An 11,132-nucleotide genomic window follows, 5' to 3' on the forward strand; every position below is an offset into this window, starting at 1 on the left:
GAATCCCGAAGGATCAGAACTTGAAGGTGGTCTTGATGAAGCCGCCGAAGTTGTTGAAATCGGTACCGGTGGTTCCGATCGCGCCAACGTTCTTGGAGACCTGGCCCAGGGGAGCGCTCAGGTAGTAGAGCGCCGGGGTCACGCTGATGTTGTCGGTGACCTGGAACTTGTACCACCACTCCCAGGCGTAGTTGCCATCGACGATGGCGGTCGCGGCGGCGGGGCCACCGAAGACGGGGTTGCCACCGCTGACGGCGGTCAGGAAGGTGGGCTGACCGACGGCCATACCGGCGGAGTTGCCCTTGATGAACACGTCATCCCACTGCAGACCGACGTACCAGGACTGGCTGGTGGCGTTGGTGATGCCGGTGGTGGAGACGAGGCCGCCATCCACGAAGCTGGTGCCGTTGAACTGGTTGCGGTTGATGCCCCAGCCGGTGCTGATGGAGGGGATCCAGCCGGAGTTGCTGGGCTGCCAGTAGGCGCTGATGCCCACCGAGTTGGTGGCCGCCGAGTTCAGGAACAGGGTGTTGGCCAGAGGCGTGGCGTTGCCGCCGTAGGTGCCGGCACCACCCGAGGAGTAGGTGTAGGCCGCCGCGATGCCCCAATTGGAGCCGGTGTAAGCCACCTGGGCCGTACCGGTCTGGGAGGAGCAGGCGTTGCCGATGCCACCGCAGTTCGCCGTGCCGGCGATCGGGTTGCCCACGTCACCGTTGGCGGAGACGTAGTTGGCGCTGATGCTGAAGCCGCCGCTCTTCCACCACAGACCACCACCAGCACCGAGGTTCAGGCTGTAGGTGCCGGGAGCACCGGCGTAGGTGAAGATGTCGAGGACGGTGTCAGCCGGGTAGGCGGACGGCCAGACGGCCAGCATGTCGTCCTGACGGACGCGACCACCGATGGTGGCAGTGAAGTTGCTGCCGAGGGGGAACTGGTAGAAGAGGCGGTTGATGGCGACCACGTCACCGCAGTCGACACCCAGGCCGCAGAATTCTTCGAAGCCGGCTTCCGTGGCGTTCAGGCCGACGGTGGGGCCGCCGAAGGGCGACTGGGCGAAGTTACCGGCCCGCAGACGGGTGCGGAGCAGGTCCTTGCCGGTGAAGCTGGTGTCGAAGTTGAGCTGGATGTCGTAGTTGAACGCCGTGGCGCCCTGGGTCTGACGGGCCTGGTTCTGCCAGGTGTTGGGGACGACCGGGCCGAGGGGACCGAAGGGACCGGTCACGAAGGCGGGCACGCCGGTGAGCAGGGAAGCGGCGGGGCTCACCTGGGCGTTACCGCCGTAGCTGTTGGCCCCCATGATGAAGGTGGCCTTACCGGTCAGCTTGGTGGTGGTGGAGAACTGGGTGGCTTCGAGCTCGCCCACCTTGGCCTCCAGGCCATCCACCCGGCCGCGCAGCACGGCGAGTTCCTTCTCGAACTCGGCCATCAGGCGCTTGAGCTCGTCGGTCACCTCGGTGATCCGGTCGAGGCAGGCGTTCAGCAGGGCCGCCGCTTCGTAGCGGGTCATGGCCTGGCCGCCCTTGTAGGTGCCGTTCGGGTAGCCGGCGACGCAGCCGTAGCGCTCGATCAGGTTCGAGAGCGCCTGGTAGGCCCAGTCGGTGGGCTTGACGTCGGAGAACTGGTTGATGCTGGTGACTTGCTCCTCGGAGGCGTACTTGTTGACGCCGTCGATGTTGAGCTCAGCCGCCTGGACCGCCACGGGGGCGAGCAGGCCGAGAGCTGCAGGAGCAACCAGCAGTTGCTGGAAGAGTTTCATGGGTTCCTCACACGGAAGCGGCGCAATGCGCCAAACGAAGGATCCCGCACGGGACCAGGACCATCCAGTCACCATGTGCCAGAAAGCACAACGTCCGGTACCCGGGGGTGCTGCCAGAGTGCCGCCCATGAAGGCCCTGTGGGCGTCGCTGCCCTTTCTGCCCCTGTTGCTGACGGCGGCGCCGCGCAGCTTCCTGGCCCACGACGAGGGCTACTACGCCCTGCAGGCCCGCTGGATCGCCCAGAGCGGCCAGTGGCTGGGCCCTCCCTGGTGGGACCAGGTGGTGTTCGATCGCAGCATCGGCCTGCCCTGGCTGATCGCCGCGGCCGGCCGGCTGCCGGGGGTGGGGTCCTGGTCGGCCCATCTGCCGTCCCTGGTCGCCGCCGTGGCCTGCCTGCTGCTCACGGCCGACCTGGCCCGACGGCTGCTGGACGGGGACGGCGCCGGCTGGCTGGCCGCGGCCGTGCTGGCCCTCACCCCCCTCTGGCTCGACTACGCCCATCTGGCCAGCCAGGACATGCCGCTGCTGGCCCTGGAACTGCTGGGCATCGTGGCCCTGCTGCGGGCCGGCGAAGCGCCGCAGAAGCCCTGGTCCTTCCTGACCGGTGCCTGGATCGGCCCGGCCTTCCTGATCAAGGGCTTCATGGTGGCCCTGCCCGTGCTGGCCCTGCTGCCCTTCCTGCTGCTGGAGCGCCGGGCCCTGCTGCGGCGGCCGGCCTTCTGGCTCGGCCTCGTCCTGGGATGGCTGCCGGTGGCGCTGTGGCTGGGCCTGAGCCTCCGGGTGCTGGGCCTGCCGGTGGTGGCGGGCCTGTGGCAGAAGCTGCTCTACCTCTCCGAAAGCGACGTCTACAGCGCCGGCCCCCTCTATTACCTCTGGAACCTGCCGGCCAACACCTTCCCCTGGATCCTGCTGGCCCTGGCGGGCTGGTGGGGCTGGCTGGCCGGGCCCCTGGAGCGGCCCCGGCGCCTGCTCCTGCTGCTCTACCCGCTGCTCATGCTGCTGCTGCTCAGCGCCTTCCGCACCAAGACCCCCTACTACGGCCTCCAGCTCACCCCGTTCATCGCCCTGGCGGCCACGGCCGGCCTGCGCTCCTGGGGCGCCGGCGCCGGTCGCTGGGCCCGGGGGGCGACCCTCGGCTTCGGGGGGGTGGGACTGGTGCTGGTCCTGGCGTCGCTGGCGGTGCTCTGGCCCGGAACCCCGGCCGGCCGCCTGGTGGCCAACGCGGTGGCAGACCTGCACCCGTCTCCCCAGCGATTCGCCGTGGCGGCGGGGTGCCTTGGCCTGGCCTGGGCCCTGGTGCCCTGGTGCCGCCCTGGCTCCCGCCGGCTGGGAGCCCTGCTGATCGGCCCCTGGCTGGCCCTGGCCCTGCTGGTGCAGGCCGGCCTGTTCACCGATCGCAGCCCCCGGCAACGGCAGGCCCTGGAGCGCCCTGAGGCCAGGGCGGCCCTGGCGGCCGGGCCGATCGCGGCGGTGGCCGGTGTCCCCCTCAGCGGCGAGGAGCATGCCGGGCTGATCCTGGTGGCCCTGGCCAGCCCCCGGCTCACAGCCCGCATCGGTCCGGCGGAGCGGGTGCTCCCCGGGGAGCGGGTGTGGATCCGACGCCGGGAGCTGCCGTCGGGATGGCCCGTGCGGCTGCAGGCCCCGGAGCTGGAGCCCTGGGTGCTGGCCCAGGCTCCGGGGGCGGCCCGATGAGACGGGCAAGGGGCCGGGACGGGTGGATCCTGCTGGGGCTGTGGCTGGCGGGGGTGGTGCTGGATGTGCTCTGGCTGCAGCGCCACGCCCAGCCGCCGGCCTGGGACCAGGGGGAACACCTGAGCCGGGCCCTGGGGGTCTGGCAGGTGCTCGGGGAGGCGGCGCCCTTCGATCCGCTCTGGTGGCAACGGCTCTGGGCCGAGACCCCCACCTACCGGGGGCCGTTCACCTATCTGGTGACGGCACCGGTCTTCAGCCTGCTGGGGCCGGGGTATGGCAGCGCCATCCTCTCCAACAGCCTCTTCCAGGCCCTGCTCCTGGGCAGCCTTTACGGCCTGGGCCGCCTGGCCCACGGTCGGGCCGCCGGCCTCTGGGCCGCCTTCCTGTGCGCCGTCGCACCGGCCCTGCTGAACCAGCGCAGCGATTACCTGATCGATTTCAGCCTCACGGCCGTGCTCACGGCCACCTGGTGGCTGCTGACGGTGCGGGTGCTGGGCCGCCCGCGGCAGCCCTGGCTCTGGAGCCTGGGGGGCGGGCTGGGGCTCGGGGCGGTCTTTCTGACCCGCCCCACCGGCCTGGTGATGCTCTGGCTGCCCCTGCTGGGCCTGGCCTGGCGGGCCATCGCGCCCCTGCTGCGGCGGGGCCGGCCGGGCCCCCGGGCCCGTTTCGGGCGGCTGGCCGAGGCACTGCTGGCGGCGGCGGCGGCGACGGCCGTGGCCTGGCCCTGGTGGAGCCAGAACTGGCTGACGATCCTCTCCACGGTCAACAAGGCCCGCCAGTGGGGCGTCCTGTATCAGGACGGTCTGGAGGCGAACACCCTGGCGGGCTGGCTGTTCTACCCCCGCCTGCTGCCCACCATGGCCGGGGCCGGCCTGGTGGCGGTGGTGGTGGCGGGCGGGGCGCTCCGCCGCTGGCAGCGACGCGGCACCCCTGCGGCCGTCCTGCCCTGGCAGCGACTCGCCTGGTGGCTGAGCTTTCCGCTCGGTGCCCTGCTGCTGGCCACCCTGATGAGCACCAAGGACTTCCGCTTCGTCCTGCCCCTGGTTCCCCAGCTGTGCCTTGGCCTGGGGACCGTGCTGGCCTCGGCCGCCGGCCGCTGGACGCCCGTCTGGAGGCTGGCGGTGGTGGGAATCGGGATCTGGGGGGCGCTGGCCAGCCAGTTCGCCCTGGCGGCCAATCCGACCGCCTTTCCGCCGCGGCCGCCCGTCGCCGGCCCCCCCTGGCCCCTGGAGGCGATCGTGGCCACGATCCGCCAGCGCAGTCCCCACCAGCTCTCCACCCTGGCGGTGCTGCCCGACAGCCAGGGGCTGAACGCCTTCAACCTGGACGCCGAAGGGCGCCGCCAGACGTTCCGCGTCGCCGCCCGCCAGACCGTGGCCCCCGTCGACCAGCTGGACGGCGACCTGGCCGGCTTCGACTGGTTCCTGCTCAAGGGGGGCGACCAGGGGGTGATGAGCGACGAGCGCCAGGCCGCCCTCGACGGCCTGGTGCGGCGATCACCCGCCTTCAAGGCCGTCGGGAGCTGGCCCCTGCCGGATGGCAGCAGGGCCGAGCTCTTCGGGCGCCGGGACCTGGGCCTGGAGGTGGTCCCGGTGGCGTGCGGGCCGAGGGGGGACCTGGCCCTGAGCCTGGCCGTCGAACCGCCGCCCCCCCTGCGGCCGGGCAGCAGGGCGGTGCTGGTGAGCCGGCTGCGGGGGCCGGCAGCCGAGCTGCGGGACGGCCTGCTGCTGCTCGACTGGCTGCCCCAGCCGTCGGCCGCCTCCGGCCCGCTTGCCACCGGGACGGGCCCCGCCTGGCGCCATGACCGCGGCATCGGCCAGGGCATGGTGCGCGCCGCCCCCGGGGGATGCCTGGAGGTGCGCGAACGGCTGGCCCTGGTGGTGCCGGGCGGGTTGCCCGACGGGTCCTACCGGCTGCGGGCCCGGGCCCTCGACCGCCAGGGGCGGCCGCTGGCCCTGCGCAGCGCCCCCCTGACCCTGACGGTGGCCGGCGGGGGCGCCTCCCAGCCCATGGACGTTGGGGCGCCCCCCAACCGGATCGACCAGCTGGTCGCACTCGGCCGGCTGCTGCGGGCCGGCGATCTGGACCGGCTGTTCCGGCAGGTGGGGCAGATCAACCAGAGGGACCCCCAGCAGGTCTATCTCTCCCAGGGGGAGCGGCTGCTGCGGGCCAGGCTGCAGGAGACTGACGCCGACCCCGGGGAAGCCGGTCTGGAGGACCTCTATGGTCTGGCCCTGGCCCAGGCGCTGCAGCGGCACGCCGATGGGGCCGTCGACACGCTGCAGCGCATCGTGTCCCTCGAACCCACCAATCCCCATGCCCTGATGGCCCTCGGCTTCGTGCAGCTCTACCGCTTCCACCCAGGCCAGGCCCAGGTGGCCCTCGATGCCGCCGCCCGCCTCGACCCCGGCAACCGCACCCTGCGGACGCTGCGGGCCGTGGCCCGCGGCCTGCGGCTCGATGTGGCGGGCACCCTGGCCCTGCTGCGATGAACGGCACGCTCCAGCCGGAGGGACTGCAGCGGTTCCACCGCCGCAACCGCGCCTATTACGAGGACCTGAACCGGCTGCACCAGCTGCTGGTCGCCCCGGGGCTGCGGGTGCTCGAGATCGGCTGCGGCCTGGGCGATCTGCTGGCGGCCACCCACCCGGGCCACGGGGTGGGCATCGAGCGCGACCCCGCCATCGCCGCCGCCGCCCGGGCGGCCCACCCCAACCTGCGGATCGTCTGCGCCGAAGCGGCGACCATCGACCCGGAGGCGATCGGGGAGAGCGCCCCCTTCGATGTGATCCTGCTGGCCAACACCCTCAACACCCTCGAGGACGTGCAGGGGGTGCTGGAGCGGCTGGCGGCGTTCTGCCATGACCGCACCCGGCTGGTGGTGAGTTTCCACAACTGGCTGTGGCAGCCCCTGCTCAAGGCGGCGGAAGGGCTGCGCCTGCGTCAGCCCCAGCCCCCCGAGAGCTGGCTCACCCCCCGCGACGTCCAGAATCTGCTCGACCTGGCCGGCTGGGAGGTGCTCAAGCAGGGGCACCGCTGCCTGCTGCCCCGCCGGATCCCCCTGCTCGCCCCTCTGGCCAACCGCTGGCTGAGCCAGCTGCCCGTGCTGGAGCAGTTCGGGCTGACCCACTGGCTGGTGGCCCGGCCCGCCACCCCGGCCCAGCGCCGCCCCAGCGTCAGCGTGGTGATCCCGGCCCGCAACGAAGCCGGCAACATCGCCGCCGCCATCGAGCGCATGCCCCTGCTGGGGTCAGCCACCGAGGTGCTGTTCGTGGAAGGCCACTCCTCCGATGCCACCTGGGCGGAGATCGAGCGGGTCTGCGGCTCCTACAGCGGGCCGCTGCAGCTGCGGGCCCTGCGCCAGAGCGGCCGCGGCAAGGCTGACGCCGTCTGGCTGGGTTTCGACCAGGCCGAGGGGGAGGTGCTGATGATCCTCGACGCCGACCTCACCGTGCGTCCCGAGGATCTGCCCCGGTTCTACAAGGCCCTCGCCGAGGGCCGGGGGGAGTTCGTCAACGGCTGCCGGCTGGTGTACCCCCGCAGCAGCGCCGCCATGCCGCCGCTGAACACCGCCGCCAACCGCTTCTTCGCGGCCGCCTTCTCCTGGCTGCTGCGCCAGCGGCTCAAGGACACCCTCTGCGGCACCAAGGTGATCTGGAAGGCCGACTACGAGCGCCTCAAGGCCGGGCGGGCCTACTTCGGCGACTTCGACCCCTTCGGCGACTTCGATCTGCTCTTCGGCGCGGCCAAGCTGAACCTCAAGATCGTCGAGGTGCCGGTGCGCTATCAGGAGCGCAGCTACGGCAGCTCCAACATCGCCCATGTGAAGGAGGGACTGATCCTGGCAAGGATGTGTCTGTATGCGGCCCAGAAGCTGCGCTTCACCCCGTGAGCCTGTGGCTGTCCGTCCCGGTTCCGCCCCGCCGGCGGCGACGCCGCCGATGAGGAAGCGCTGGTTCCTGGGGTTGGTGGTGACCCTGGCGCTCTACCTGGGGCTCAGCATCTGGTTCGGTTTCGCCGATGTGGTGCGCTCCCTGGGGGCGCTGCCCTGGTGGTGCTGGCTGCTGGTGCCGGCCCTGGTGGCCACGGGCTATCTGCTGCTGTTCCAGCGCTGGCAGTTCTACCTCCGCCAGCTGGGACACCCCCTGGCCTGGCGGCCCAGCAGCCGGATCTACGTCGCCGGCCTGGCCCTGGTCGCCGCCCCCGGCCGCAGCGGCGAGGCCCTGCGGGGGCTGTGGCTGCAGCGCCGCCACGGCATCCCGATGCAGGTCGGCGTGGGGGTGACCCTGGCGGAGCGGGTGGCCGACCTGGCCGGAGCCCTGCTGGTGCTGGCCTGGGGGCTCGGGGGGCGGATCCTGCCGGCCCTGGCGGCGGGCGGGGCGACCCTGGGCCTCGGCGCCTGGCTGCTCACCCATCCGGCCGCCCTGCGGCGCCTGGAGGCCTTCCTCGACCGGCTGCCGGCCCACCGGCGCTGGCACGGACTGACCCGGCTGCTGCGGGAGGCCCTCGGGGCGATGGGCCGGCTGCGGCGGTTGCTGCGCCCCTGGCCCCTGCTGGTGGGCACCGCCCTGGCGGCCCTGGTGTGGCTGATCGAGGCGTCGGCGCTGATGGGCCTGCTGCAGTTGCAGGGGGATCCCCTGGCCCTCACCCAGGCCGCCGTGATCCGCACCGCCATGGCCCTGGGCGGGGTCCTCTCCTTCCTGCCGGCGGGGGTCGGCACCGCGGAGGCCACGGCCATCGGCCTGGCGGTGGCCTTCGGCGTCGACCGGCCGACGGCGCTGGCGGTCACCCTGGTGCTGCGGGTGTGCACCGTGCTGCTGCCCACTGCGGTGGGTCTGGTGGTGCTGGGCCGCCATCGGGACGGTGGCGAGGCGATGGCGGCGTGAGCGACACCCCCCTCTCCCCCGGGGCCGGCTACCGGGCCGAGATCGACGGCCTGCGGGCCCTGGCCGTGGTGGCCGTGATCCTCAACCACATCGACGACCGGCTGCTGCCCAGCGGCTACCTGGGGGTGGACATCTTCTTCGTGATCTCCGGCTTCGTGATCACCGCCTCCCTGACCCGCCGTCCGGCCCGTTCCCTGGGGGATCTGCTGCTCGGCTTCTACAGCCGGCGCCTGAAGCGGCTGGTGCCGGCCCTGCTGGTCTTCGTGGTGGTGGTGGGGATCCTCTCCTGCCTGGTGATCCCCCGCCCCCACACGGCCCTGCGCACGGGGATCAGTGCCCTGTTCGGCTTCTCCAACATCTACCTGCACGGGCAGGCCACCGACTACTTCGGCACCGCCACCAAACTCAACCCCTTCACCCACACCTGGTCGCTGGGGGTGGAGGAGCAGGTCTACCTGCTGCTGCCGCTGGTGGCCTGGCTGACGGGCTTCGCCCGCCCGGGAGCCGGAGGCCACAGGGCCCTCTTCGGCGTGATGGGCGTGGCCTCGCTGGCGTCCCTGATCGCCTTCGTCCAGCTCTATCCCACCCAGCAGGCCGCCGCCTATTTCCTGATGCCGCCGCGCCTGTGGGAGATGGGGGCAGGCTGCCTGCTGTTCTGCCTCGGCGACGTCTGGCCGGCCGCCGCCAGGGGCCTGGGCCGCCTGCCACCGCTGCCGGCCGTCCTGGGCCTGGTGGGGGTGATGCTGCTGCCGCTGGCCTGGGCGGTTCCGGCCACGGTGGCCGCCGTGCTCCTGACCACGCTGCTGATCGCCAGCCTGCGGCAGGGGACCGCCGCGTACCGGCTGTTCAGCCTGCCGGCCCTGGTGCAGGTGGGGCTGATCTCCTACTCCCTCTACCTCTGGCACTGGGGGGTGCTCTCCCTGAGCCGCTGGACGATCGGCCTGCACTGGTGGTCGCTGCCGTTCCAGATCGGCCTGATGGTGCTCCTGTCGCTGGTCTCCTACCGCTGGGTGGAAAGGCCCCTGAGACAGGCCAGCTGGGCGCCGCGGCGGGACCGGACGATCGCCATCGGGGTGGGCGGCCTGGCCGCCGGGGCGGGGCTGCTGATCGGTGCCGACAACCTGCCCCCGTTCAGCCTCTACGCCGGCCGCAACCCGATCCCTGCCGGCATGGGGGTGGAATCGCTTGTGGATCCCTATCGGGTGGCGGGTGCCTCCGGCACCTGGCAGGGATCCCCCTGCGTCCTGGCCAACGACGGCGAAGCGGACAAGACCATCACCATCGAGGACTGCACCCTCGGGGACTTCGCCACGGCCCGCCACCGGGTGCTGGTGGTGGGCAATTCCTTCTCGGCCTCCTTCGCCGGCGCCTTCGACGAGCTGGTGGCCCGGGACGGGTACGCGGTGACGATCACCTCGGCCTGGGCCGCCTCCCCGGTGGGCAACTTCGCCGCCCTCGGCGGGGGCGGCCCGTTCGCCGCCACCAACCGCGCCTACTGGAACCGGGTGGTGCCGGGGCTGGTGGCGCAGCTGCGCCCCGGCGACTGGGTGTTCCTGGTCAACGACATGGTGATGTTCTCGCCCCCCAGCCAGGGGCCGGGCAGCCGGCTGATCCTGCAGACCCTGAGGGTGGGCCTCAGCGACTTCTCCGCCAGCCTGGCGCGGCGCGGCGTGCGCCTGGCGGTGCTCAACGGCCTGCCCTTCGCCCGGGAGGCCAACTGCCACCCCGCCAGTGCCGTGCCCCAGTGGTTCTCCCCCTTCGGCGGCCCCTGCCTGATGCCGGACCGGGTGGAATCCCTGCGGCGACGCCAACCGCTCGACGAGGTGCTGGGGGATCTGCAGGCCCAGGGCAAGCTGCAGGTGGTGGACCTGTTCGATCTGTTCTGCCCCGAGGGGGACTGCACCTATCGGGCCCGGGGTGGCGAGATCCTGTACCGGGACGAGCATTCCCATCCCTCGACGCAGGCCGTCCAGCTCGCCGCGCCGCTGATCCGGAACGTGCTCATGACTCCGGGGACAGGGGCGGAGGGGAGCTGAGGCCCGGGTCAACATGAACGATGCCCCCGAGTCCGTGGGGTACCAGGACGACCTGGGCCACGGGCTCGGGGGCTCTCGCCGGGTCCGCTCTGGCGCGGAACCGATGGATCAGGAGTCAGCGGCCGTGATCAGCCGGCATTCTCCGCGATCAGCAGACCCTGGATGGGACAACTTGGGGTCATGGACACCTCCTCCTGTGGGTTGGATGCCAGCCGGCGACGCCTGCGGCAAGGACGGAAGACGGCCGAGGTCGGACAGGCACCGGCATGGCCAAGGCTCCGGGGGACCACTGGCCGCCGCCGTGGCGGCGGCGACCGGTGGGACCGGGCCAGACATTGCGGCGCTCTCCGATCAGGCGTTTCCGTCGATCACCACGTCACTGCTGACGGAACGACGCCATCGTAGCCAGCTTTTGCAGCCTCAGGCGGGCGGCGATCACCGGGGGGCCATGAAAAAAGCCCCCATGGAGGGGGCTCGAGATCCATGGAAAAGGAATCAGAGAGCGTTGCCGCGGGGCAGAACCTCTTCAGGGAAGATGAAGTTTTCGTGCGGTTGGTCGGCAGGCGCCATCCAGGCACGCAGACCTTCGTTGAGCAGGATGTTCTTGGTGTAGAACGTCTCGAATTCAGGATCTTCCGCTGCGCGGATCTCCTGGCTCACGAAGTCGTAGGCCCGCAGGTTGAGGGCCAGGCCGATGATGCCGATGCTGCTGGTCCACAGACCCATCACCGGCACGAACAGCATGAAGAAGTGCAGCCAGC

The 11,132-nt window shown here is 71.8% G+C and carries 6 protein-coding genes and 1 pseudogene; 5 read left to right on the forward strand and 2 right to left on the reverse strand.

Translation table 11 applies throughout. From position 1 onward, the window contains the following. Nucleotides 1-13 precede the first annotated feature (13 nt). The gene (locus tag KBZ08_RS16060; protein WP_254974240.1) at nt 14-1,756 is read right to left on the reverse strand and encodes an iron uptake porin; all 1,743 of its coding nucleotides are present in this window, start codon (nt 1,754-1,756) and stop codon (nt 14-16) included. Nucleotides 1,757-1,883: 127 nt separating this feature from the next. Here KBZ08_RS16060 and KBZ08_RS16065 point away from each other — a divergent pair, with 127 nt between their 5' ends. Genes KBZ08_RS16065 through KBZ08_RS16565 form a run of 5 tightly spaced genes read left to right on the forward strand, consistent with a single transcriptional unit; the run spans nt 1,884 to nt 10,371 of the window. After that, entirely contained in the window at nt 1,884-3,449 is a 1,566-nt protein-coding gene (locus KBZ08_RS16065) for a glycosyltransferase family 39 protein (protein ID WP_254974243.1), read from the forward strand. Next, entirely contained in the window at nt 3,446-5,941 is a 2,496-nt protein-coding gene (locus tag KBZ08_RS16070; protein WP_254974245.1) for a glycosyltransferase family 39 protein, read from the forward strand. The genes KBZ08_RS16065 and KBZ08_RS16070 overlap by 4 nt, the downstream gene beginning before the upstream one ends. Then, on the forward strand, nt 5,938-7,341 hold the full coding sequence (locus tag KBZ08_RS16075) for a glycosyltransferase (RefSeq protein ID WP_254974247.1): 1,404 nt from the start codon (nt 5,938-5,940) through the stop codon (nt 7,339-7,341). Before KBZ08_RS16070 ends, KBZ08_RS16075 begins: the two co-directional genes overlap by 4 nt. A gap of 4 nt (nt 7,342-7,345) precedes the next feature. Beyond that, nucleotides 7,346-8,335, forward strand: a complete 990-nt coding sequence (locus KBZ08_RS16080) for a lysylphosphatidylglycerol synthase transmembrane domain-containing protein (RefSeq protein ID WP_254974248.1) — start codon at nt 7,346-7,348, stop codon at nt 8,333-8,335. Then, nucleotides 8,332-10,371 carry an acyltransferase family protein gene (locus KBZ08_RS16565; protein ID WP_254974250.1) on the forward strand — a complete coding sequence of 680 codons (2,040 nt, stop codon included), beginning with the start codon at nt 8,332-8,334 and terminating at the stop codon, nt 10,369-10,371. The genes KBZ08_RS16080 and KBZ08_RS16565 overlap by 4 nt, the downstream gene beginning before the upstream one ends. Before the next feature lie 495 nt (nt 10,372-10,866). On the opposite strand, the pseudogene KBZ08_RS16090 reads toward KBZ08_RS16565, so the two are convergent. Continuing rightward, nucleotides 10,867-11,132: pseudogene (locus KBZ08_RS16090) on the reverse strand (photosystem II D2 protein (photosystem q(a) protein)); the annotation flags it as partial.

Source organism: Cyanobium sp. Candia 9D4 (assembly GCF_024346155.1).
Classification (GTDB): domain Bacteria; phylum Cyanobacteriota; class Cyanobacteriia; order PCC-6307; family Cyanobiaceae; genus Cyanobium; species Cyanobium minutissimum.

Coding starts and splice junctions, on each gene's coding strand:
- KBZ08_RS16060 (WP_254974240.1), bottom strand. CDS start 1,756: ATGAAACTCTTCCAGCAACTGCTGGTTGCTCCTGCAGCTCTCGGCCTG.
- KBZ08_RS16065 (WP_254974243.1), top strand. CDS start 1,884: ATGAAGGCCCTGTGGGCGTCGCTGCCCTTTCTGCCCCTGTTGCTGACG.
- KBZ08_RS16070 (WP_254974245.1), top strand. CDS start 3,446: ATGAGACGGGCAAGGGGCCGGGACGGGTGGATCCTGCTGGGGCTGTGG.
- KBZ08_RS16075 (WP_254974247.1), top strand. CDS start 5,938: ATGAACGGCACGCTCCAGCCGGAGGGACTGCAGCGGTTCCACCGCCGC.